This window comes from Ochrobactrum sp. AN78 (assembly GCF_029909885.1).
In the GTDB taxonomy this organism is placed as follows: Bacteria; Pseudomonadota; Alphaproteobacteria; order Rhizobiales; family Rhizobiaceae; genus Brucella; species Brucella quorumnocens.
The window spans coordinates 65,157-87,701 of record NZ_JASAMU010000003.1; the positions used below are offsets into that span (position 1 = coordinate 65,157).

The window sequence follows — 22,545 nt, forward strand, 5'->3', positions numbered from 1 at the left end:
CTCCGGCAAAATAATATGTAATTACAGCCGATTGTCGAATTATCTGTCGGCTGCAAGCTTGTCCCAGATGGGCGCCAGAGCTAGTCGGGCGTCCTTATAGGCGGTGAAAAGCTCTTCATAGCGCTGTGCCTGCGCGGCATCAGGCGCTTCGCCCGATCCGAGCAGAGGCGCGACCCATTCTGCGATGCAATCATCCATGCAAGGATAAGCGCCGATTGCGACAGCGGCCATCATTGCAGCGCCTGCAGCCCCCGCTTCTTCGCGCGAGGAGACACGAACCGGCGCATTGACTGCGGCGGAAAGCGTGCTGCGAAGCGCACGTGAACGTGCAGCACCACCTGTCAGGCGCAGTTCCGCTGGCATGCCGCCCATGGCCGCATAACAATCGCGTGTTGCCATGCCGAGACCTTCAACGACCGAGCGCACCAATTCAGGGAAACGGTCGCGGCTTGAAAGGCCGATAAAGCCCGCACGGGCAAAAGCGTTGACGAAAGGTCCGCGTTCTCCAGCTTCGGAAATATAAGGATGATAAAGCAACGCGCCGGGGCGGCTCATATTGAACCACTCATCAAGGCGGGGAATCAGATCGTTCAAGCTGACTTTTTTGTCTGCGGTCGACATGAGATCGGCTGCAATCTGCAAAATCCAGTCGATATTGATCGTCGCGCCCATATTGGTCTGAACCTGGGTGACAATACCCGGGATTGGCAGCGCAATCACATAACCCGTGCCTTCGGCATTCAGGTGAATGTCGGCAACTGGCTTTGCGCGCATATGCACGCCCGTCGATCCGATAGTCGAGCAACCGGCATCTGCGGTGCCGCAATAAACGCCAGCGCCAAGAGCCGTCATGACCATATCAACATAGCCGAGACTCACCGGCGTACCGGCCAGAAGACCAGTCGCAGCGGCCGCTTCGGGGGATAGCGGATGCTGTGTCAGAGTGCCGTCCACGATTTCGGGCAGCAGACCACGGCGCTTTTTCAGACCGAGCGCTTCAATAACCACATCGTCATATTGGCGATTGCGGAAATTTCCGAATGTGAAACTGGCTTCCGAAGGGTCTGTGGCGCGGACGCCGGTGAGATTGAGATAAAGCCAGTCCTTGCAGTGAAGGGCGACTTCGGCATTATCGAGCAGTTCCGGCACGAAACTGTCCATATGCGCCATTTGTGTGCCTTGCTGGCAGGTATTGAGGCCGGTTCCGGTCGCTTCAAAGCGCGCGCGGTTCATCGGGCCTGCTGCAAGTTTTGTAACAGTATTGGCGGCGCGCGCGTCGAGCCAGATCCAGGCATCGCCAACCGGCTTATTGTCGCGACCAACAAGCCATGTGCCGTCACCCTGACCGGTGACGGAAATAGCGGCAGTGCGCTCGCTTAAGCCGGGAACTTTTTCTGACAGGCCGCGCAATGCGCTTACGCAGTCTTCCCATGTCTGGGACAAAGACTGAGTCGCGGCACCATGTTCTCCGGTTTCGTATGTATTGCGGACAGCCGCCGATTCCAGTTGACGACCGCTAAGATCGAACGCCACTGCCTTGACGACGGATGTGCCCGCGTCGATACCGATGATTATATCACCCTTACCACGCATGACTGAAATACGCTTTCCCAAAGTGCTCATTCAGGGACATTTGGATTCCTCCCGCGACTATAATTCTGTCGCTCGCGGCTCTTATTTTAATGAAAAAGAGCTGTTGCGTATGATCGAGATAACATAACGGTATCGAACTGTCTGTAAAATTTTCGTGGGTAAGCATTTTTTTTCAACAAAAGGTGATTGCCACGAAATTCTCGACCTGCAATTTCGCTCTTTCTTATATGGTTTCGTCGGTATTACGGCAGCGATTATGAGGTAGAAGAAAGTTATGTATATGTTTTTAAATGATAAATTTAGATAATCCCGGTGTGGGCGAAGTTGTATGGAAACAAAGTCGGCTCGCTGTACTCATCATCTAAGGCTGTCTTTTGACGATGGATTCCCTTGCCTTATTGTGAGTTTTTGGACTGCAATTGTTCAAAATGGGGCGAGTTTCAAAAACAGCTGATTGACAGATATTGGTGTTTATAACATGATTATTGAAGTTGATAACATGCCGCTATCATAGCATATGGTTGCGGCGCATCTGTTTCCAAGCTGCGCGGAGGGTCGGAGCCAGGGAACTATGTGGAGGTCGTTATGATTGAATTTCTCACTCCCATGGCCGCCTGTGCGAAAATCCGTTTAGCCGTCGCTGGCCGGGTGCCTTATCGCGGGTGCAGTTTACAAGCGGTGTAAGTTCCGCCGCGTAATCCGTTTTTTACAACGACAATCCGGCAGAATTTGCTGAAGGCGTTTGATTATGAGTACACAAGCTAATCAAGTTTCACAGAAGCCAGCCAAGCTGAACCGCGCAGTCCTTTGGAGTGTGGTCGCTGCGGTGGTGGTTGTCGGTGCGATTGGATTTGACACCAAGGTCGTGAAGATCGGTTCAGATGCCGACGTGCGCCAGCAGGCCTTCTCCCCTGAAGCCTACGGCGCTACGGAATTTCCGAAAGTTAAGGCAAGCGTTGAAGAGCGCGCTGCCGATGCAGTTGAAGTTGGCACCGCACTTGCTGCTGACAAGGATGCCGCCGGCAAGAAGTATGGCGTTGGCAGTGTGAACCCGGTCATTTCGATCAAGTTCACGGGCACCGTTGAAGAGCGCAAGTCGAACTATAATGTCATCAAGGTCGATGGTTTCCCTGAAGGCATGGCAATCCGGGTCCAGACTGGTCCGGCCGTAAATGGTACTGATTTGCGCGATGCAACTGGCACGATCGAATTTGGTCAGTTCAAGAATCAGATCGAATTCCAGAATGCAGGTTCTGCTCTCAACAATGAGATGAAGAAGCAGGTTCTCGAAGGTGTTGACGTCAACAATCTCGTTGGCAAGACAGTGTCGGTGACGGGCGTTTTCAAGCTGGTCAATCCGAAGAACTGGCTGGTTACCCCAGTGGGGTTTGAAGTAAAATGACACTTCAGACCAAAATTGAAGGCAAGCACGGCGAAGTCGTTCTTTCCGCACATGACGTAGCCAAGGCTTATGGGCGTATCAACGCGCTTAAGGGTGTGAATTTCGAAATCCGTCGCGGTCAGGTCACCACGCTTTTTGGCGAAAACGGTGCTGGCAAGTCGACGTTGATGAAGGTTCTGTCGGGTGTTATTCAGCCGACCTCTGGCACGATTATTCTCGATGGTGAGCCGGTTTCGTTCAATTCCTCCTCGGAAGCGCGCGATCGCGGTATTTCGATCATTCACCAGGAACTGAGCCTCGCGCCCAATATGAATGTGCGCGACAATATCTTCATGGGTCGCGAAATTCGCGGTTCAACCGGTGTCAATTTTGCGGAAGAAGAACGCCTGACCCGCGAACTTCTGACAGAACTCGAAGAAGATATCGATCCGCTCACGCCTGTCGAAGAGCTTCGTCTCGGCCAACAGCAGGTCGTCGAAATCGCACGTGCACTTTCGGTCAATTCCCGCATTCTGATCATGGATGAGCCGACTTCGGCGCTCAGTGCATCGGAAGTTGAAGTGCTGTTCAAGGTCATTCGTGATCTGACAGCGCGTGGCGTGGCGATTGTTTACATTTCTCACCATCTCGAAGAAGCCCTGCAGATCACCGATCATGCCGTGGTGCTGCGTGATGGTGCGATGACCGCTTATGCACCGCGTGCTGAGATTGATCTTGAATGGATCGTTCGCAACATGGTGGGCGAGAACTTCGATCTCGGTTCGCCTCCGACCGGCTACGAATGGGGCGATGTCGCTCTCTCGGTTGAAAACCTCACAGTTCAAGACCCAACAGGCGGCGATTTCGCACTTGTCGATAATATGTCGCTGAAAGTCCGCGCTGGTGAGATCGTCTGTATCTATGGCCTGATGGGTGCCGGTCGTACCGAGCTGCTTGAAACTGTTGCAGGACGTCTCAAGGCCAGTGCTGGTAACATTCTTCTCAAGGGACAGGATGTGGCTGGCCTCACGATTGCTCAGCGCATTGACAGAGGCCTGGTCCTGGTCCCGGAAGATCGTCAGCGCGACGGTCTGGTGCAGACCATGACGGTTGGCCGAAACCTTTCGCTTGCAAGCATTGGCGAAATGACGAAAGGCCTTTTCACGTCAACGAAACGTGAGAAGAACATCGTCGATCAGTCGATTAAGAACGTTCACATCAAGACGGACGGTGGCGACGCCGCAATCGGATCGCTCTCAGGCGGCAACCAGCAGAAGGTCGTTATCGGCAAGATGCTGGCGACTGAGCCAAAGGTCATTCTGCTGGATGAGCCAAGCCGCGGTATCGACATTGGTGCGAAGGCCGAAGTGTTCAAGCTGCTGGCTGAAAAGGCCAAAGACGGACTTGCGGTCGTCTACACGACATCTGAAGTCGGCGAATGCCTCAGCATCGCTCATCGTATCATCGTTATGCACCGTGGACGCATCTCAGCCGAATTCGGTTCTGATGTCTCCAAGGAAAAGATCATGGCCGCCTCGGGCGAGTCCCTGGTTGGTCACTAAAGCATTTCCAGCAAAAGTGCGACGCGGTTTTGCGTTGGATAATGCGAAAAATGCCAGAGCATAATCCTGAGACGTCGTTCGACTTTTCAGACAAGGTTATGGGTTAAAACAAAGAGTTAGAGCATCGGTTCGGTCTTACCGCCCGCAAATGCTGTTGATTATGGAGCACTGATAGAATGTCAGTCACGAGCACAAAAGAAAAGGCGGCGTCCACTGGGACAAAGCGCAAAACCAGCATCGTGCATTTGCTGCTCGAAGGCCGTGCGTTCTTTGCGTTAATCGCGATTATTGCGGTCTTCTCGTTCCTTTCGCCTTATTATTTTACAATCAATAACTTCCTCATCATGTCATCGCATGTGGCCATTTTCGGCCTGCTGGCAATTGGCATGCTGCTGGTTATCCTCAATGGCGGTATCGATCTTTCGGTCGGTTCAACACTCGGTCTTGCAGGTGTTGTTGCTGGCTTCCTGATGCAAGGTGTCAATCTTCCGGAACTGGGTATTATTCTCTATTTCCCGGTTTGGGCGGTTGTCCTCATCACCTGTGCTTTGGGTGCATTTGTCGGTGCCATCAACGGTGTTCTGATCGCTTATCTGCGCGTTCCGGCCTTCGTGGCAACGCTCGGCGTACTGTATTGCGCGCGCGGTGTGGCACTTCTGATGACTAATGGTCTCACCTACAACAATCTCGGGGGGCGTCCCGAACTCGGTAATACCGGCTTTGAGTGGCTCGGCTTCAATACGCTTTTTGGTGTGCCGATCGGCGTGCTTGTACTGGCTGTTCTCGCCATCATCGTTGCAGTCGTGCTGAACCGCACGGCATTTGGCCGCTGGCTCTATGCGTCCGGTGGTAATGAACGCGCAGCTGAACTTTCCGGCGTTCCGGTCAAGCGCGTACAGATCTCGGTCTATGTGATCTCTGGTATTTGTGCCGCAATCGCTGGTCTGGTTCTGTCTTCACAGCTGACTTCTGCAGGCCCAACCGCCGGCACCACTTACGAACTGACGGCAATCGCCGCAGTCGTAATCGGCGGCGCAGCACTGACGGGTGGTCGCGGTACCATTCAGGGTACGCTTCTGGGTGCTTTCGTTATCGGCTTCCTCTCCGATGGCCTCGTGATCATCGGTGTATCATCCTACTGGCAGACTGTTTTTACCGGTGCGGTTATCGTGCTCGCAGTTCTGCTCAACAGCATTCAATACTCCCGGCGTTGATAATTACGGCTCCGCCCACCGTTCCGGGCGGAGCTGGTTCTTCGGGGGTATCGAAAGGTTCCAAGACGGCGATATCAGTTTGAAATTTCGCCCACTGGAAATGGTAACGCCGGGCAACCGGCATAACTCAACGATAATTTTTACGGGAGTGAGACATGTTTAAGAAGGGTATGCGCGTTCTGTTTGCTGCTGCTGCAGCACTGCCGCTTATTGCCAGCTCGGCTTGGGCCGAAGGTCTGATCTCAATCGTGGTCAACGATCCTTCGAACCCATACTGGTACACCGAAGGGGAAATCGCCAAGAAGACCGCTGAAGGCCTCGGCTATTCTGCTGTTGTTGGCGGCCACAAGGGCGACACCAACACCGAAAGCAACCTGATCGACACCGCGATCACCAACAAGTCGGTCGCGATCATTCTTGATCCGGCCAATGCTGACGGCTCGGTTGGCGCAGTCAAGCGCGCTGTTGCAGCTGGCATTCCAGTGTTCCTCGTAAACGCTGAAATCAATCAGGAAGGCCTTGCAAAGGCACAGCTCGTTTCCAACAATGCACAGGGTGCTGCACTTGGTGCAACGCAGTGGGTTGAGAGCGTTGGTGAAGAAGGCAAGTATGTTGAGCTGTTCGGTTCGCCGTCGGACAACAATGCCGCCACTCGTTCGAACGGCTATGAAACCGTTCTTTCGCAGTACCCAGACCTCGTAAAGGCTGGTCAGGATGTTGCCAACTGGAACCGTACTCAGGGTCACGACAAGATGCAGGCTTTGCTTCAGGCAAACCCAGACATCATCGGCGTTATCTCCGGTAACGACGAAATGGCTCTCGGTGCAATCGCTGCTCTGAAGAAGGCTGGCAAGCTGGATAAGGTTAAGGTTGGCGGTTTCGACGGTTCGCCCGACGCTGTTGCGGCCATCAAGGCCGGTGAACTTCAGTACACCGTTCTGCAGCCAGTTGCGATCTTCTCGGAAGCTGCTGTCAAGCAGGCCGACAACTTCATCAAGACCGGCAAGACCGGCGTTGACCAGGAAAAGCAGCTTTTCGATTGCTTCCTGATCACCAAGGACAATGTAGACAAGTACACTGCTCCTTTCGTTCTTGAACAGTAAGACCTGACAAGATGGGGCGCGGGCTTGATCCCGCGCTCCACTCCGCATTTTTCGTACCGATGCTATGAATCGGGACCGGTCAATAAACTGAGCGGGCTGGGGACGAGTGGTAAGCATGGTCACAAGCAACAAAGCAAGCATAGACAACCTGATGACAGAGCAGGTGCCGAACGATAGCCGGCACGCACGTCAGTTGGTTCGCCGCCAGCAGATTGCTGAAATGATTATGTCCGAAGGATCGGTAAGGATCGAAGATCTGACCGAACGTTTCGGCATCAGCCTGATGACTGCGCACAGAGATGTTGACGAACTCGTCAGTCGCGGTCTGTTTCGCAAGGCGCGCGGCGTTGTTTCCGCAGCACCGACTAGCCTTATTGAAGCGAGCGACCTCTATCGCGTTGCGCGTCAATCCGAAGAAAAGAAACTGATTGCTGAAGCCGCGATGCAGTTCGTAGAGCCCGGTCAGGCCATTTTCTTCGATGACTCAACAACTGTCCTTCAAATGGTTCCCTATCTTGCCGACAAGGGACCGCTGACGGTCATTACCAATTCGCTGATCCTGATGAATGAAGTGCGCGACATGAAAGATGTCACGCTGCTCGGTCTCGGTGGTCAACTTTATAACTGGTGCAATGCCTTTGTCGGCGGCATGACGATCCATGAAATCCGCCGTCTGCGTGCCGATGTGGCTTTCATTTCGATCTCGGCGATTATGGACGATCTGCTGTTTCACCAGTCACCCGAAATGGTTGAAACCAAGCGTGCCATGCTGGAAAGCGCTGCAAAGCGCGTGCTGTTGACCGATCACACAAAGTTTGAGCGCCGGGCGCTGCATAATTTTGGTGCGCTGAGTGATTTTGATGTCGTAATTGTCGATGACAAGACTCCGCATGAACATATCGAACGCATGCAGTCGCAGAACATCAATGTGGTTATCGCCAGTTCTGGCGGAACAAGAGAATAAGCCTCAGTACTTCATCGCATACATATCAGGAAATACGATCCATGCCGTCTCTGTTGGGAATTGATAGCGGACTGACCGTCACCAAAGCCGTATTGTTCGATATTGATGGCACAACGCTTTCTGTCGCCCGTCGCCGTGTTGCGCAATCCTTCCCGCGCCCACGCCATGTCGAGCGCGATATGGATGAATTCTGGAATGCAACTGCCGATGCAATTGCTGAAGCACTCGCAAAAAGTGGACGCCCTGCATCTGACATTCTAGCCATTGCCACCACCGCCCATGGTGACGGCATCTACATGCTCGATAGGGATCGCCGCCCGCTTGGTAAAGGCATTCTGTCGCTGGATAGCCGTGCCGTTGATGTGGCTGAGCGCTGGGTGAACAGCCCTGTCGCAGAACAGTCGATTGCGATCACCGGTCAGCTGCCGCACGCCTCTGCACCGTCCGCCATTCTGGCCTGGGTTAAGGAAAATGAGCCTGAACGCTATGGGCGCATCGGGCATGTCATTGCCTGCAAGGATTGGCTGCGTTTCTGCCTGACGGGCGAAGTCGGCACTGATCGTACCGAGGCATCGACGTCTTTCACTGATTACAAAACGCAAGACTATTCGAAAGACGCGCTCAAACTTTTCGGCCTCGAGGCACTTTGGGATGCGCTGCCTCCCATGTCGCGTTCGGATGAGATCATTGGCGGTGTTTCGCAAGAATGCGCAAACCGTACCGGGCTTGTTGCTGGAACACCTGTTGTTGGCGGTCTACATGATGTCACTGCGTCGGCATTGGGTGTGGGCGGTCTTAAGATCGGTACGGTTGCGGTTGTGGCTGGCACCTATTCGATCAATGAAACGCTGTCGTCCAAACCAAATGTCGACAAAAGCTGGTTCTGCCGCAATGGGATTGCACCCGGCGAATGGAACAACATGTCCATTTCGCCTGCTTCCACGGCAAACTACGATTGGTTCCTCGACAAGCTCTGCCCGGCAGAACGGCGTGAAGCGGAAGAAACCGGTCGGTCAATCCACGATATGCTGCGTCCGGAGATCGATGCTGCTTTGGCCAAGCCGTCGACAGCGCTATTCCATCCTTATTTGTTTGGCTCGCCATATGGTGCGATGGCAAGCGGCGCGTTCTTCGGTCTTCGCGGCTGGCAGGAACGTGGCGATATGCTGCGCGCTGTTTGGGAAGGCATTGCCTTCAACCACCGCATTCATGTCGATCATCTGAAAGAAGGCTTTGCAATTTCCGCAGCGCGCCTCACAGGTGGTGTTTCGCGCAGCCCGTCATTCGCACAGATGTTTGCCAATGTGCTGGGTATGCCGGTCACAGTCACTGAAACGGATGAAGCGGCTGCATGGGGGGCTGCTCTATGTGCAGGCAAGGGCGCGGGCGTTTTCACAGATGTTTATAGCGATCCGCGCGATCTTGATGCAATTGGCCGGACCTACACACCGGATGCGGTGCGCAGCGAGCAGTATGAAAAGCGCTATGCGCTGTTCAGGGAAATCGCATCTGCACTTGGACCGATCTGGCCCAAGATCGACGCCTTAACAGATTGAAATATGCCGCGCTCGTTTGCGCGATGACGATGTAAAGACAGTGAAATGAACGATTTCGTAAACAGCGCCCAAATGAAGAACCGTATCAGCCAACTCGAAGCTGACGGTGTTGATGTGCTCATTCTGGGCGCAGGCATCAATGGCGCGGGTCTCTATCGCGATCTGAGTGAACAGGGCGTGAGCTGCTTGATCGTTGATAAGGGCGATTTTGGTTCCGGCACGAGTGCTGCCCCGTCACGCCTCATTCACGGGGGTCTCAAATATCTCGAAACCGGTGAATTCGGTCTGGTTGCTCAATCGACGGTCGAGCGTAATATCCTGTTGAAAAATGCGCCGCATAATGTCCAGCCGCTGCCGACCTTTATTCCGGTTTTCTCGTGGACCAAGGGCATTACCGCTGCACTCAGGACTTTGTTTGGCTCAACCACCGCTCCACGCAGCCGTGGCGCTGTGCTGATCAAAATCGGTCTCGGGCTTTACGATTATTTTGGTGCGCGTGAACGCGTTATGCCAAAGCATAATTTTCTCTTCAAGAAGAGTGCCTTGAAGGAAATGCCCTATATGACCACGTCTATCGTTGGGGGTGGCATTTATTATGATGCATGGGTGAGTAAGCCGGAACGTCTGGTTTATGAGCTTGTCAGCGACGGCGTGAAAGCCAATCCAAAGAACGCAGCGGCCAATTTCAGCTCCATTGTTGCGGCCAGCGACGGCGCAGTGAGCTTTGAAGGGCCGGATGGTGCTGCTTTCACGGTGAAGCCAAAGATCGTCATCAATGCTGCTGGTCCGTGGATCGATCATGTCAACGCGGCGCTTGGTAAAGAAACCAAGATGATCGGCGGCACCAAGGGGTCGCATATCCTGATCGATCACCCGGAACTGGTCAAAAGTCTCAAGGGCCGCATGATCTATTTTGAGGCGGATGATGGTCGTATCTGCCTTGTCTATGATTATCATGGTCTGGCGCTGGTCGGTTCGACGGATATTCCGGCAAACAATCCGGATGAGGTTTTCGCGGAAGACAAGGAAATCGATTACTTCATCGAAAGCCTGCGTTCGCTGCTGCCGAAGCTGAAGTTCGATCGCAGCCAGATCGTCTACACATATAGCGGCATTCGCCCGCTGCCTGCCTCCAATGCGTCGGAACCGGGGCTTATCAGCCGGGACCACTCCGCGCCGGTTATTGAGCCGGATGCAGGCCGTCCGTTTGCGATCATTTCGCTGGTTGGTGGTAAGTGGACGACGTTCCGCGGTTTCGCGGAAGAAGTGGCAGATACGGTACTAAAGCGTTTTGGTCGCGAGCGTCTCAAATCAACCCGCACTTTGACCATCGGCGGCGGCAAGGATTACCCGACTGATGACCGGGCAAGCGCCGCATGGGTGGCGAAACACGCCAAGGAAACCGGGCTTGCAGCCGAACGCGTCGAGACACTTTTGCAGCGCTACGGCACGACTGCCTTGCCGATCATTCAGGACGAAGCCAAAGTTGGCGTTACACTTCTGCCTGACACAGACAGCATAAGCCGTGCGGAAATTGCGTGGATTGCGCGCAATGAGCTGGTCGTTCATCTCTCCGATGTAGTATTGCGACGCACGACGCTGGCGATTGATGGCGCGCTGTCGAATGCCAATCTGATCGCAATTGCTGATATCCTTGGCATTGAATTTGGCTGGGATGCTGCACGCAAGGCGCAGGAGCTAGAGCTTGTTATTGCTGAGCTTTCAAAACGCCACGGCATGAAGCTTGGCGAGCAGCCAGCGAAACGCCGCTAGAGCAGGGTGCATGTCGTTGTCCCGAAACCGGTTCCCACTTTTGGGAAACATGCTTTAAAATATTCAAGTCAAATTGATAAACGCCGGTCATTTGATCGGCGTTTTGCTATTTCTTTGCAAGGTCACGACGCTATCTTATGCGCTGACAGGAGAACGCTATGGAAATCAAAAGAAATGGATCGACACCATCCGGTGTTGGCCCCGCAGACTGGTTTACGGGCCAGGTTCGCATTGATCCGTTGTTTTCGCCCAATGATGCACGGCGTGCTGCCGCAGCAACAGTTACATTTGAGCCGGGTGCCCGCACTGCCTGGCACACGCATCCGCTCGGACAAACGCTGATTGTTACTTCTGGATTAGGCCTGGTGCAGCGCGAAGGCGGTCCGATTGAGGAAATTCGACCCGGCGATGTTGTCTGGTTTGAACCGGGTGAAAAGCATTGGCACGGCGCGTCGCCACAAAATGCGATGAGCCATATCGCAACGCAGGAACAGCTCGACGGCAAGGTTGTCGACTGGATGGAGCATGTGACGGACGCTCAATATCCGAGTGTCTAAATGAACAAACGGGCCATTGGCCCGTTTTTTAGATCGCGCCCGACTGCACGCCATAGGGCGGCAATGATATAATCTTGCTGCCTGCAACCACTACGTCCTGTTGATGCGATGTGATATTGACCAGCCAGACCTTCTCTTCCACCGCCATTGCCAGAACGCCCGATGGACGCGAAGATTGGCACGGCTTGAAGTTTTTCCCGGCAAGCTGTGCAAGCACTTTTACAGCATTGAACAAAGGGCGCTTGCCGCCAGCAACTGTCGGTTCGTTTTCGCCCGCAACAAGCCCGAACGGGCCGGTGAGGGCGGAGAGTGTCAGGCTATCGAGGCCAGCATTCAGCACAGATATGGCATATGCCATTGCAAAGCTTTCCGCGAATTTTCCATTATGGCGCGGATCGCGATTGGCCATCGCAATGCGCTTGCCATTCGGGTTTTCCATCGTCCTGCTGCCATAAGGGTTCTGGCGCATGGGGATAGTCGACAGCCCGATGCGATAGGGCTTGTCGCCGTAGATTGCGCGCACCGAACGGGTAATGAAAGGCAGCGCCTCCAGTGTTTGCATGACGCTCAGGTCGTCGGCTGCATGGACAATCGGATTGGTGCAGTGAGTGACAAAATCAATAAGCTCGCCCGGAACGCGCTTGCGATTAAGTTCGGTGAAATAGCTCAGCATTCCGCCGCCAAGCCGCACATTCGGGAAGGCTGCTCTTGCTGCGGCATAAACATCTTCAAGCGGCGGGCAGGGTGGCCATTCACTGCCGGGCGGTGTTGACTGCCGATCTATAGCCGGTGAAACAATAATTGCATCCGGCTTAAATCCGGCGACTTTCATGTCTGCTGCAATCTCGTTCATTTCCTCGATCAGAGACTTTGCGCAAGGCAATGCAATTTCAAGCGAAACGCGCCCTTCATGTCGAGCTGCAAGAGCTGCAAAGTAGATGAAAGCTGATCCATCGTGTCCGGCCAAAGGATCGTAATGAAATAACAAATCCTGCGGGGCTATTTCCTGAAGTAGCTCTGTTGCAGCTAAACTGGCCTTGGCTTCTTTTGGCGTGATGATGATGCCGATATTTGGCATCCTGCCGCTTAGGTCGCCGAGCGTGATGCTCACCGGCTCCGCATTCGTGCCCGCTTGTGACGCTGCTTTGCGTGTATCGCGAATACTGAGCACGATGCGCTGATGCTGAGGCTTGGAGGCTTCGATCTGGTAAGGCCATGGCAAAGCCAGCGGACGCACATAGGTCTTGTAAGATGCATCAGACCAGTTGCGCTGGTCTTCCATCTCAAAAGTATCGCCTTCCATACGGCACTCGGCTGAAACGCCGGAGATAACCTCATGGGTGATAGCGCGCATGTCCATAAGAGGCTGCCATGGCTCGATCAGGTCGGGCAAATGGGTTTCGTTGAGCGTTCCATCGACGTACTCGACGCTAACAGGCGAGCCTGCCACGCCGACGATTGGATGCAGAATGCAGAAGCCGCAACGGTTGGTTTCAAAGCCTGTCGCTGTATTCGCTACGGCATCAAAAGTGAGCGTACCGCCAATCTCTGCCTGAATGCGAACATCAATGGTGAGTTGGGTCGCATCCGGTCCTTCGCAACGTGCCTGATAGGTGACGATAAAGCCGCTGTCGTTTTGCTCAACATTCAGATCATGGATTTCCGGGTTGTAGGTTCCCCAGTCTTGATCCCGCACCAGATAGGAAACAGCGCGCAGAACCTCGACGCCATCATATTTGATGGTTCGTAGATTGCCATCGCTCAGATCAACCGAAAGCAAACCTGCCTTGAGATGCTGAGGCGGGGTTTCAGCTTCACGAGTGCCATAAAGCAGGAAGGGATCGGCACTGTTCATTTTAGCAATGCCGTCACATCAACACGATTACCGCTGGCCGCACTGTCATAGGCGGCTTCGACAAGCGCGAAAGTCTTGAGATTATCCGCACCCGATGTCGAGGTTTCTTCGCGAGTTTCCAGCTTGTCCACCCAATGCTGCTGAATGGCAAAAACGCTTTCCTGAATATTGTGCCATGGACGTGAGGCCCATGAGAGCAGTTTTGGCGAAACATCGGAAACTGTGGTGCCGTTCGGCGTAATCACCTCAAGGCGATAGCCCCGATAAAGACGGATCGAGCCTTGCGTGCCATCGAGCTCAATAAGCGTTTCCGGGAAAGGATCGGTTTCGAGCTTGGTGGCATAGCTTACGTCGACAATGGAGGTAGCATCATTTTCATGATCCATAAGAATGGTCGCTACGTCCTCGCCCTTGATTTTCGGGTTGACGCGCTTGGTGCGTGCAACAAGGCTGGTCACATCACCCAGAATAAAGCGCGCAATATCAAGCGTATGAATGCCTAAGTCTTCAATGATGAAACGTTCACCCTCTGCAAGATAAGGCTGGCCAGAAAACACGTCGAAGCCGGAGCGGAAGGAGAAACGTCCCCAGAATGGCGTGCCGATGACACCACTGTCGAGTGCCTTGCGCACTGCCTGAATAGGCGTCTGCCAGCGGAAGTTTTCATGCACCATAAGCGGAATACCTGCTTCATCGCAGACCTTCACCATGGCCTTTGCATCATCAAGCGTTTTGGCAAAAGGCTTCTGGCAGATTGCTGGCACCTTGTGCGCAGCCGCAAGTTCCACCAGCACACGATGGCTTGAAACCGTGGTGGCGATATCGACAAAATCGATGCCGCCATCTGCAAACAGCGCCTCCGCATCCGTGTAGCGGCGTTCGATCCCAAACTGGTCGCCGACAATCTTCAACCGCTCAGCATCGCGGTCGCAGATTGCCACGATCTTGGCACCCGAAACGTCATTCCATGCATGCATCTGGTTGATTGCGAAGAAACCGCAGCCGATCAGAGCGCCATTCAATTCTGCCATTTTTAACCCGCTTTTGCCATTTGCATGAGTGTAACGCGCTGCTGGAGGCGGCGCTGTGCCTGATCGACCACCACGGCAATGATGATGACAAGGCCCTTGATGACCATCTGCCAGAAGGACGATACGCCCATCATGACCAGACCGTCGGAGAGAATACCGATGACGAATGCACCGATGATTGTGCCGCCAATGGTGCCGCGTCCGCCTGACATCGAAGTGCCGCCGAGAACGGCTGCTGCAATGGCGTTCAGCTCGAAGGAGTTGCCAGTTGCCGGATGCGATGACATCAGTTCGGACGAGATGATAAGCCCGGCGATTGCAGCACAGAAGCCCGAAAACATATAAACGAACATCTTTACGCGGTCGACGCGGATACCCGACATGCGTGCCGCACGTTCATTGCCGCCGACTGCGAAAATCTGGCGACCAAGCGGCGTGTATCGCGCGATATAGGCCGCGGCCAAAGCGACGACGATCAGAATCCAGATCGATACCGGAAGACCGAGAATGCTACCCGATCCGAGGAACGCGAAGCCGGTTGTGCCCAGGTCTTCGCGGCCTACAAGGTTCGGGAAGGTCTGGCCGTCCGAGGATAAAAGTGCCAGGCCGCGCGCCACATACAAGGTGCCGAGTGTCGCGATGAACGGCGCGACATTCAATTTGGTGATCAACAGCCCGTTTATGAAGCCAACCGCGACACCAACGGCCAGTGTGATCAGCGATATTTCGATGATGTTGAAATAGATCGTATAGCCGACACCAAGGTCAACGCCATAGATCAGCAGGCCACCGGCAACCATACCGCAAAGCCCGACGATGGAGCCCACCGAGAGATCGATGCCGCCCGTGATGATGACGAAGGTCATGCCCATCGCAAGGAATGCGTTAAGGGCTACGTGCTTCGACATCAAGATCAGGTTGGCGGCAGAAAGGAAATTTGGCGCTGCGAATGAGAAGAAGATAAACACAGCGAAAAGCGCGATGAAGGTTCTCAGTTTCATCAGCGTCAGCAGGGCCGAGCCGCTGTTAAAGGTTGAGTCAGTGGCCGCCGCCGTTGTGTTGGCTGTCATGACGCGAGTTCCCTTGTTTGTTTGTTGTGGTCGTTGTCATGCGTATGTCCGTGGCCTTTGGCCGAAGCGGCAACGATGTCGGCTTCCGTCGCTTTATCGCGGTCGAATATGGCAATCAGCTTCCCATTGCTGAGCACCGCGATGCGATCGGAGAGCGCCATGACTTCTTCCAGATCAGAGGTTGAAAAAAGAATGGAAAGACCCTCGGCGGCAAGCCTGCGCATGGTGCGGAAGACGTCCGCCTTTGCGCCCACATCAATGCCGCGCGATGGCTCGTCCATCAGGAGAACTTTTGGATTGGTCATCAGCGCCTTGCCGATGACGACCTTCTGCTGGTTGCCACCTGACATTGAAGTGACTTCAAAATCCGGGTTGGGTGCCTTGATCGAAAGGTCCTTGATGGCTTCCTGAATGGCCTGCTTTTCACGCTTTGGCGTGATGTGGAAGAAGCGGGCCAGACGGTCGAGGCTTGCCAGTGTCAGATTGTTGGCAATCGACAATATCTGCACCAGACCTTCGCGCTGACGGTCTTCCGGAATGAGCGCAAGACCGCGCCGGATACGACGGGTGGTGTCGCGCTCCTTCACTTGCTCGCCATCAATATAGATCTTACCAGTGGAATGCCCATGCTGGCCCATCACGCATTCGAAGAACTCGGAGCGCCCCGCGCCCATCAGGCCGTAAATGCCCAAAACTTCGCCTGCGCGCACACTCAGCGATACATCATCGACTGCCAATCCGCCGGTTGGGCGGGGTAGGGTGATGTTTTCAGCACGAAACCGCTCTGCACCGATCTTGTGGGTCACAGGCTTTGCAAAATCCTTGGCATCGGAGCCAATCATCGAACGCACAATCCATTGCGTATCGATATTCTTGATCTCTTCCTGCCCGGTGATTTTTCCATCACGCAAAACGGTGATGTAATCGCCGATCCGCATCAGTTCTTCGAGACGATGCGAAATATAGACGATTGCGACGCCCTGACTTTTCAGTTCGGCAATCACCTTGAAAAGAATGTCGACTTCGGCTGCAGAAAGTGCGGATGTTGGCTCGTCCATAATGACAATGCGTGCATCAATCGAGATTGCCTTTGCGATTTCGACAAGCTGCTGCTGACCAATCGGCAAATCGGCGACAAGCGTATTTGCACTGATGCCTGCATCGAGTCGGTCGAGGTATTCGTTGGCTTTTACAACCTGCGCCTTGTGGTCGATACCGCGCAACCCGCGCATGATTTCGCGTGTGGCAAAGATATTCTCTGCCACCGACATGTTTGAAAACAGGTTCAGTTCTTGAAAGATCATCGCAATACCGCGCTTTTGCGCGTCGGCTGGACTGTCGAATGACACTTCCTCTCCATCGAGAATAATCTTCCCCATGGTTGGGCGTTCAACGCCAGCGATGATTTTCATCAGCGTGGATTTGCCAGCACCGTTTTCACCGACAAGCACATTGACCGAGCCGCGACGCAATTCGAGATTGGCACGCTTGACCGCGATAATGCCCGAGTAAACCTTGGAAACATCCTCAAGCTTGAGGACGATATCGTCCTTTGGGTTCATTTCCGTCTCCATCGCTTATTTCTCCAAAGAGATGGAAACTGGCGTGACAAGAGGAAGCTGTCCCTTCGATGGCAACGGGAAAGCACCTTCGGCTTTCACCTTCATGCCAACCAGATCTTCGCGCGGAAGCTTTGAAAGAACATCGTCATTGACGCGGGTGTTGAACGCCTTGCCAAACTGAGCCCAGTCGATCTGATTGCGAAACTCGTTGAAGTTCACAAAGGAGAGGCTGTCGCGGATTGCGCTGCCGCGAACCGTCGGCCCGATCTGCACACGTGCATCGGCCTTGCCATCGCCATTGCTGTCGACATCAACATATGCTGCGCGCGATTTCGTTTCGGCGGCGACCACAGTGCCTTCAAGCTTGGCTGCAAAAGTCCAGGGGGCATTGCCCTGCTTTTCGCGATGGCCGTATTTTGCTCCAGCGGCATCCGCATCTGCGTTTGCTGCCTGCATCACTTCATCAAGCGTTGTAGTTTTCTCGGCAAAAAACGGCTTAACTTTTGAGTCCCAGATGTCGGCAACCGAACGATCGGGATTGAAATTATCGCCGCGTGCTTCTGCGGCTTCTTCTGCTGTCGGAGTCTTGATGATTTTGCAGCCCGAAAGCGCGACACCGCAGGCCAGCAGGATAATGGAAGCTGACTTCAGCACTGACATGAATTTATCCTTGGTATTAGGAACATATGGGGAGCGCTAACATTGTCGGCGCTCCCGATGTCGCAAGCCTTGGGAGTTAGTCCTTCAAAGCGAAGGTTTCGAGCTTGTCTGCATTGTCAGGATTGATGAGGACGCAGTCCATTAGCTGCTTTTCTTCAGCAGAACCCTTACCGGTCTTGATATATTCGTCAGCCTGTACGACAGCCATCTGTGCTTGAGCGTAAGCTGGCTGAAGAACAGTTGCCTTGATGCCGCCAGCCTTGATGGAGTCCCGCACATCGTTGGAGCCGTCAAAGCCGACAACGATAACGTCCTTGCGACCTGCAGCTTCAAGCGCTGCCCATGCACCCATAGCCATGGTGTCGTTGCCGGAAATCACGCCCTTGATATCAGGGTTTGCCTGCAGAATGCTCTGCATCTTGGTGAAAGCTTCAGTCTGGCTCCAGTTGGCAGACTGCTGCGCAACCATCTTCATGTCTGGATATTCGTCGATGACGTCGTGATAGCCCTTGGAGCGGGTGCCAGCATTGAGATCGGATTCGCGACCAAGCAGCTCGACATAATTGCCGGCTTCGCCCATCAGCTTGACGAATTCTTCAGCGCCGAGCTGAGCGCCCTGATAGTTGTTCGAAACGATCTGCGAAACAGCAACACCCGAGGCATTGATTTCACGGTCGATCAGGAACGAAGGGATCTTCGCGTCCTTGGCCTTCTGAACGGCCGCAATCGATGCTTCCGAACCGGCATTGTCGAGGATGATCGCCTTTGCGCCACGGCCGATGGCCGTATCGACAAGCTGCGACTGCTTGGTCGCGTCGTCATCATGCTGAAGGATCAGCGTATCGTAACCAAGCTCCTTGGCCTTGGCTTCCGCGCCGACAGCTTCGGCTTTATAGAATGGATTGTCATGCGATGGTGTGATGATCGCGATAAGATCGGCAGCCCAGGCTGGCATGACAACGCTGCCTGCCAATGTTGCCGAGACGGCTGCAATCGCAAAACCGCGCGCAATTTTCCTGCGTGTAAACTTCATGTAGACCTCCCAATAAGCCCCGTTTCCCAAAAGGGCGGTAAGTGGGGAGGGCTTGCGCCCTCCCAAGTGACGTCACGTAATGCGACGGATGCTTTCTGCGATTTCTTCCGGTTCGAAAACGTTCTTCCAGTCATCGCGCATCAGCGCAGGAATGCCGAATTCGATTGCCTTGTTGCAGGCATCGGAGAATACGCCCTGAACTTCGCCAAAAATGACGGCGCCGAGAACATTCATGTGGCCAAGCAGGAAGTCGCGAGCAGCTTCTTCAGGAACGCCGCGACGAACGCTTTCGTCCATGGCCTGCTTCATGACGACCAGAAGCGAAGCGCAAACGGTTTCCGAAAGGCCCGGCTCGAGGATTGCGAGCTGCTCGACGGTTACGCGGTGCGAACGCATGACAGGTGCCCAGATGACCTTGGCGATTTCTTCACCAAGCGCATAGGCTTCTTCTGGACCCTGCATCAGAGCTGAAACGATGTGCTGCTTGGCAAACAGACCGCCGAAATGGTCCTTCTTTGCCTGCATGTCTGTTTCATCGTTGAAGATCGGCGGATGGCAAGGATGCGTCACGAAATAGGTAAGGTCTGCGCGTTCTGGCAGATGACCGGCGAATGGCGCAGCTGCGTCGAGCGCAATAACCATTGTGCCTGGCTTCAGCTTGTCAACGATGCCTGCAGCAACCTTGCCGATGATGGTATCCGGCACAGCCAGAATGACGACTTCAGCGCCTTCGAGACCTGCATCAGCATCGATGGTGTCGATGCCGAGGTCGTTCTTCAGGCGTGCCTTGCCTGCGTCGCTGACTTCGATGTGACGTACGTCAAAGCGTGAACCCTTGAGGTTCTTGGCCAGACGGTAGCCCATCTTGCCGCCCGCTCCGAACAAAGCGATAGCTGTCATGATTGTAGTTCCTTCCCAGACTTTTGGTAGCTCAACTGGTATAACCAGTCAATGAGTATTCCAGATTCAAGCGGTCAACCCGTCGCGAATCTGACTGAAGTAACCGTCAGAACCGACCTGACCGCCCTTGAGGGCAACCTGCAGGCCGTTGGTGGCGGCGTGAGCGCCGTGTGCCGTGCAAAGCGGCGACCCCGGAGTTTGTGGAAGCGGCAAAAGCGTGGTGAGTGCATCGACATGCAATTCACGCAATGCGTGGCTGGAAGTGTCGCCGCCTGCAATGACTGCGCGGGTAAGACTTTCGCGCTCAACAAGGCTGCGGAGGATGAAGCCGAGGCTGCGCGCCAGCTGGTGGCGGCTGCCTGCGATCTTATCAATTTCTGTGCCGCGATCAGCCGACGGGCCAAGGGCGGTGTTGAGGATCACACTGTTGCCCTGCTTGAGCGCCTTCTGGCCTTCAGCAATGGCAGCTTCGATTGCCTGATTGCCGTTTTCGCCCAAAAGATCGAGCGGGTTGAGATCAATGCCGGTAAAGCCCGATGCGGTCGCATGACGAATCTGACGTTCTGTCGTCGGAGAGACGCTTCCTGAAACGACCGCGATGCGGTCAGCCTTGCCCGGAAGTGGAAACTCCTTTTTCGTACCGATCAGTCCGGCCTTGGCCCAAGCGGCCAGAAGCGCATATTCAACGCCGGACGAACCAGCGACAAACCAGCCTTCACGGGCACGCAAACGCCAGAGCTGTTCGCCTGCGTGCAACTGGCTTTCATGGCTATCAACGTCGAGGAGCAACATGCCGTCAGCATCTTTGACAATCGCGTTTACACGTTCATTCGCATCGGCTGCTGAAAGCGCTACGAGATCAGCAAGCACAGTTTTAAGCGCTGTCTGCTGAGCCAGATGCACGCGCAGGTCTGCTTCATGCATAGGCGTGACCGGATGGCGGCTCATGACCGGATGACGGTCGATGCGATAGGTTTCGCCCTGATAGGCGGCGAACAAATTTCCGAAAGATGTGTAACGCTTGAGCTGCGGCGCACCGACAACCAACGGCACATAGGCCTGATTGAAGATTGCTTTGCCGATTTCAACTGCCTTGCCGATATTGCCGACATGCGGTGCGGAATCGAATGTCGAGCAGACCTTGTAATGGGCAATCGCAGCATTGAGGCTTTTGAGCCAGTTGAATGCGGGCGTGAGGTGTTCCTGCATCCATTCCGGCGTTTCGCTGCGGCTGGTGCCTGCAAGGCCGATGGCTTTGCAGTGCGAAAAGCGTGCAAGCAGCGTCTCATCTGGCACATTCATAAACAGAACAGTGTCGACTCCATTGGAAGCAAGTGCCTCCATGACATCAGTCGAGCCGGTGAGGTCGTCACCGTAATAGGACAATAGCAATTCGTTGGAGGCCTGTGACATTACTCGCCACCTTTTCCGAATTTTGCGAGCGAGGCTGCAAGTTCAGGGTGATCTGCAGCAAATGTTTCAAGCGGGATACCAGCGACTGCTGCTTCCCATGCCTGCTGCACGGCGCGAACACCAGCAGCCGGGCCACCCGGATGGCTGACAATGCCGCCACCGCACAGATAAAGCAGGTCCGTGGTGCGGCCTGTACGTTCATAGGTTTCAGGCGCCTGTCCGCCCCACTGACCGGAACCGGCAACGGGAAGCGGGCAGTCGGCAGGCGTGAACAATGGCGTGCTGACAGCCTTGAACGAATTGACGAAGCTTTCGTCCGGCTCCCAATATTTCACACGAATGCCGTTGATCTGGAACTGATCGACACCGAGCAGGCGCCAGAACTGCTGATAGACGCGGAAATCCATACCAGCGCCTGGATTGCGGGTCAGGACGTCCCAGCCATTGCGGTGGGCGTGGAGCACGAGGCCTGAGCGCTTGCGCAGGAAGCTCATGCCGCCGAAGCCAACCGAATTGATGTTGACCACGGCGCAATTGCCGCCAGCTTTCAATACCATGTCATGGTTGCGCATCATGACATCGGGATCGGCATGGGAGATGCCAAAGGCATACATGACCTTTTTGCCGGTCTTCTGCTCGTGATCAAGAATGCGCGGCATGATCGCTTCAATGCGCTCTTTGAGCGGCGAATAGGCCGGGCTCATCAGTTTTTCATCGTCCTTGATGAAATCGACGCCGGATTCGATCAATTCGCCGACGAGTTCTGCGGTCTCATGCGGACGCAAACCAAGGGCTGGCTTGACGATGGTGCCGATGATCGGGCGCTTTTCAACGCCCGTGAGGCGACGGCTTCCGGCAATCCCGAACTGTGGTCCGGGATGGGCTGTACGAAATGCATCCGGCAGCTTCATATCGACAACGCGAATGCCGGTCATGCCCTTGATCGAGTAAACGCCGCCAACGGCAATCGTCATCAGCGCTGCAAGGTCGGTGCCGATAGCATCAAGCGGAAAGGCAATATCGACATCGGCGCGCTTGATCGGCCCGTGACCGGATTCAAGCTCTGGCCAAGCAGGCACGCTCGCATCTTCAAGCGGCCGAATTTCCAGTACGCGCGCTGCGACGCGCGCCTTCAGCTCTTCTGTTTCTCCGGGAACGGCGACGAAAGTACCGGTCGACTGATCGCTCGCGATCTTGGCTGCCATCTGTTCGATGCTGCCGGTGGTCTCAATGCGATAGGTCAAACAGATGTTCATCGGAATTGTCGTCACTCACTGTTTTTGCTGCGCCTGAGACATGTGCATAGTTGATAAGCGCA

At 54.5% G+C, this 22,545-nt stretch carries 18 protein-coding genes; 8 read left to right on the forward strand and 10 right to left on the reverse strand.

From position 1 onward, the window contains the following. Positions 1 to 39: 39 nt before the first annotated feature. Complete coding sequence (locus QBD00_RS07055; RefSeq protein ID WP_318579283.1) at positions 40 to 1,593, reverse strand: FGGY-family carbohydrate kinase; 1,554 nt, start codon at positions 1,591 to 1,593, stop codon at positions 40 to 42. A 748-nt stretch (positions 1,594 to 2,341) separates the two neighbouring features. On the opposite strand from QBD00_RS07055, the gene QBD00_RS07060 reads away from it, so the two are divergent. The 8 genes from QBD00_RS07060 to QBD00_RS07095 all read left to right on the forward strand — a co-directional run bounded on the left by QBD00_RS07060 (position 2,342) and on the right by QBD00_RS07095 (position 11,703). After that, a complete protein-coding gene (locus tag QBD00_RS07060) occupies positions 2,342 to 2,995 on the forward strand; it encodes a DUF2291 domain-containing protein (protein WP_318579028.1) in 654 nt (217 codons plus the stop codon). Beyond that, positions 2,992 to 4,536, forward strand: a complete 1,545-nt coding sequence (locus tag QBD00_RS07065) for a sugar ABC transporter ATP-binding protein (RefSeq protein WP_151092624.1) — start codon at positions 2,992 to 2,994, stop codon at positions 4,534 to 4,536. Before QBD00_RS07060 ends, QBD00_RS07065 begins: the two co-directional genes overlap by 4 nt. A 176-nt stretch (positions 4,537 to 4,712) precedes the next feature. Then, positions 4,713 to 5,750 carry an ABC transporter permease gene (locus QBD00_RS07070; RefSeq protein WP_151092626.1) on the forward strand — a complete coding sequence of 346 codons (1,038 nt, stop codon included), beginning with the start codon at positions 4,713 to 4,715 and terminating at the stop codon, positions 5,748 to 5,750. Positions 5,751 to 5,905: 155 nt separating this feature from the next. Next, on the forward strand, positions 5,906 to 6,853 hold the full coding sequence (locus tag QBD00_RS07075) for a D-ribose ABC transporter substrate-binding protein (protein WP_095445619.1): 948 nt from the start codon (positions 5,906 to 5,908) through the stop codon (positions 6,851 to 6,853). Between the two features lie 115 nt (positions 6,854 to 6,968). Continuing rightward, positions 6,969 to 7,817, forward strand: coding sequence for a DeoR/GlpR family DNA-binding transcription regulator (locus QBD00_RS07080; RefSeq protein ID WP_318579029.1), 849 nt, complete (start codon positions 6,969 to 6,971; stop codon positions 7,815 to 7,817). A 41-nt stretch (positions 7,818 to 7,858) separates the two neighbouring features. Continuing rightward, entirely contained in the window at positions 7,859 to 9,373 is a 1,515-nt protein-coding gene (locus QBD00_RS07085) for an FGGY-family carbohydrate kinase (protein WP_318579030.1), read from the forward strand. Between the two features lie 45 nt (positions 9,374 to 9,418). Continuing rightward, entirely contained in the window at positions 9,419 to 11,146 is a 1,728-nt protein-coding gene (locus QBD00_RS07090; protein ID WP_412534997.1) for a glycerol-3-phosphate dehydrogenase/oxidase, read from the forward strand. A 158-nt stretch (positions 11,147 to 11,304) separates the two neighbouring features. Next, positions 11,305 to 11,703 (forward strand): cupin domain-containing protein, encoded by a 399-nt coding sequence (locus QBD00_RS07095; protein WP_318579031.1) that lies wholly within the window; start codon positions 11,305 to 11,307, stop codon positions 11,701 to 11,703. 28 nt (positions 11,704 to 11,731) lie between these two features. On the opposite strand, the gene QBD00_RS07100 is transcribed toward QBD00_RS07095, so the two are convergent. From QBD00_RS07100 to oiaX, 9 genes are all read right to left on the reverse strand, one after another. Further along, the gene (locus QBD00_RS07100) at positions 11,732 to 13,558 is read right to left on the reverse strand and encodes a hypothetical protein (RefSeq protein ID WP_318579032.1); all 1,827 of its coding nucleotides are present in this window, start codon (positions 13,556 to 13,558) and stop codon (positions 11,732 to 11,734) included. Further along, positions 13,555 to 14,589 carry a Gfo/Idh/MocA family oxidoreductase gene (locus QBD00_RS07105; RefSeq protein WP_318579033.1) on the reverse strand — a complete coding sequence of 345 codons (1,035 nt, stop codon included), beginning with the start codon at positions 14,587 to 14,589 and terminating at the stop codon, positions 13,555 to 13,557. Before QBD00_RS07105 ends, QBD00_RS07100 begins: the two co-directional genes overlap by 4 nt. 2 nt (positions 14,590 to 14,591) lie before the next feature. Next, positions 14,592 to 15,659, reverse strand: a complete 1,068-nt coding sequence (locus tag QBD00_RS07110) for an ABC transporter permease (protein WP_264231921.1) — start codon at positions 15,657 to 15,659, stop codon at positions 14,592 to 14,594. Next, positions 15,656 to 17,233, reverse strand: coding sequence for a sugar ABC transporter ATP-binding protein (locus QBD00_RS07115; protein WP_318579034.1), 1,578 nt, complete (start codon positions 17,231 to 17,233; stop codon positions 15,656 to 15,658). Before QBD00_RS07115 ends, QBD00_RS07110 begins: the two co-directional genes overlap by 4 nt. Before the next feature lie 3 nt (positions 17,234 to 17,236). Beyond that, positions 17,237 to 17,881 (reverse strand): DUF2291 family protein, encoded by a 645-nt coding sequence (locus QBD00_RS07120; protein WP_318579035.1) that lies wholly within the window; start codon positions 17,879 to 17,881, stop codon positions 17,237 to 17,239. 76 nt (positions 17,882 to 17,957) lie between these two features. Continuing rightward, a complete protein-coding gene (locus tag QBD00_RS07125; protein WP_318579036.1) occupies positions 17,958 to 18,914 on the reverse strand; it encodes a D-ribose ABC transporter substrate-binding protein in 957 nt (318 codons plus the stop codon). 72 nt (positions 18,915 to 18,986) lie between these two features. Further along, on the reverse strand, positions 18,987 to 19,814 hold the full coding sequence (locus QBD00_RS07130; RefSeq protein WP_140022610.1) for a phosphogluconate dehydrogenase C-terminal domain-containing protein: 828 nt from the start codon (positions 19,812 to 19,814) through the stop codon (positions 18,987 to 18,989). Positions 19,815 to 19,880: 66 nt separating this feature from the next. Beyond that, on the reverse strand, positions 19,881 to 21,227 hold the full coding sequence (locus QBD00_RS07135; RefSeq protein ID WP_151092646.1) for a four-carbon acid sugar kinase family protein: 1,347 nt from the start codon (positions 21,225 to 21,227) through the stop codon (positions 19,881 to 19,883). Then, positions 21,227 to 22,483, reverse strand: a complete 1,257-nt coding sequence (gene oiaX / locus QBD00_RS07140) for a 3-oxo-isoapionate-4-phosphate decarboxylase OiaX (protein ID WP_318579037.1) — start codon at positions 22,481 to 22,483, stop codon at positions 21,227 to 21,229. The genes QBD00_RS07135 and oiaX overlap by 1 nt, the downstream gene beginning before the upstream one ends. Positions 22,484 to 22,545: the final 62 nt, after the last annotated feature.

Excerpts from the sequence above, each read along its gene's own strand:
- QBD00_RS07055 (WP_318579283.1), bottom strand. The coding sequence starts at position 1,593 with ATGCGTGGTAAGGGTGATATAATCATCGGTATCGACGCGGGCACATCC.
- QBD00_RS07060 (WP_318579028.1), top strand. The coding sequence starts at position 2,342 with ATGAGTACACAAGCTAATCAAGTTTCACAGAAGCCAGCCAAGCTGAAC.
- QBD00_RS07065 (WP_151092624.1), top strand. The coding sequence starts at position 2,992 with ATGACACTTCAGACCAAAATTGAAGGCAAGCACGGCGAAGTCGTTCTT.
- QBD00_RS07070 (WP_151092626.1), top strand. The coding sequence starts at position 4,713 with ATGTCAGTCACGAGCACAAAAGAAAAGGCGGCGTCCACTGGGACAAAG.
- QBD00_RS07075 (WP_095445619.1), top strand. The coding sequence starts at position 5,906 with ATGTTTAAGAAGGGTATGCGCGTTCTGTTTGCTGCTGCTGCAGCACTG.
- QBD00_RS07080 (WP_318579029.1), top strand. The coding sequence starts at position 6,969 with ATGGTCACAAGCAACAAAGCAAGCATAGACAACCTGATGACAGAGCAG.
- QBD00_RS07085 (WP_318579030.1), top strand. The coding sequence starts at position 7,859 with ATGCCGTCTCTGTTGGGAATTGATAGCGGACTGACCGTCACCAAAGCC.
- QBD00_RS07090 (WP_412534997.1), top strand. The coding sequence starts at position 9,419 with ATGAACGATTTCGTAAACAGCGCCCAAATGAAGAACCGTATCAGCCAA.
- QBD00_RS07095 (WP_318579031.1), top strand. The coding sequence starts at position 11,305 with ATGGAAATCAAAAGAAATGGATCGACACCATCCGGTGTTGGCCCCGCA.
- QBD00_RS07100 (WP_318579032.1), bottom strand. The coding sequence starts at position 13,558 with ATGAACAGTGCCGATCCCTTCCTGCTTTATGGCACTCGTGAAGCTGAA.
- QBD00_RS07105 (WP_318579033.1), bottom strand. The coding sequence starts at position 14,589 with ATGGCAGAATTGAATGGCGCTCTGATCGGCTGCGGTTTCTTCGCAATC.
- QBD00_RS07110 (WP_264231921.1), bottom strand. The coding sequence starts at position 15,659 with ATGACAGCCAACACAACGGCGGCGGCCACTGACTCAACCTTTAACAGC.
- QBD00_RS07115 (WP_318579034.1), bottom strand. The coding sequence starts at position 17,233 with ATGGAGACGGAAATGAACCCAAAGGACGATATCGTCCTCAAGCTTGAG.
- QBD00_RS07120 (WP_318579035.1), bottom strand. The coding sequence starts at position 17,881 with ATGTCAGTGCTGAAGTCAGCTTCCATTATCCTGCTGGCCTGCGGTGTC.
- QBD00_RS07125 (WP_318579036.1), bottom strand. The coding sequence starts at position 18,914 with ATGAAGTTTACACGCAGGAAAATTGCGCGCGGTTTTGCGATTGCAGCC.
- QBD00_RS07130 (WP_140022610.1), bottom strand. The coding sequence starts at position 19,814 with ATGACAGCTATCGCTTTGTTCGGAGCGGGCGGCAAGATGGGCTACCGT.
- QBD00_RS07135 (WP_151092646.1), bottom strand. The coding sequence starts at position 21,227 with ATGTCACAGGCCTCCAACGAATTGCTATTGTCCTATTACGGTGACGAC.
- oiaX (WP_318579037.1), bottom strand. The coding sequence starts at position 22,483 with ATGAACATCTGTTTGACCTATCGCATTGAGACCACCGGCAGCATCGAA.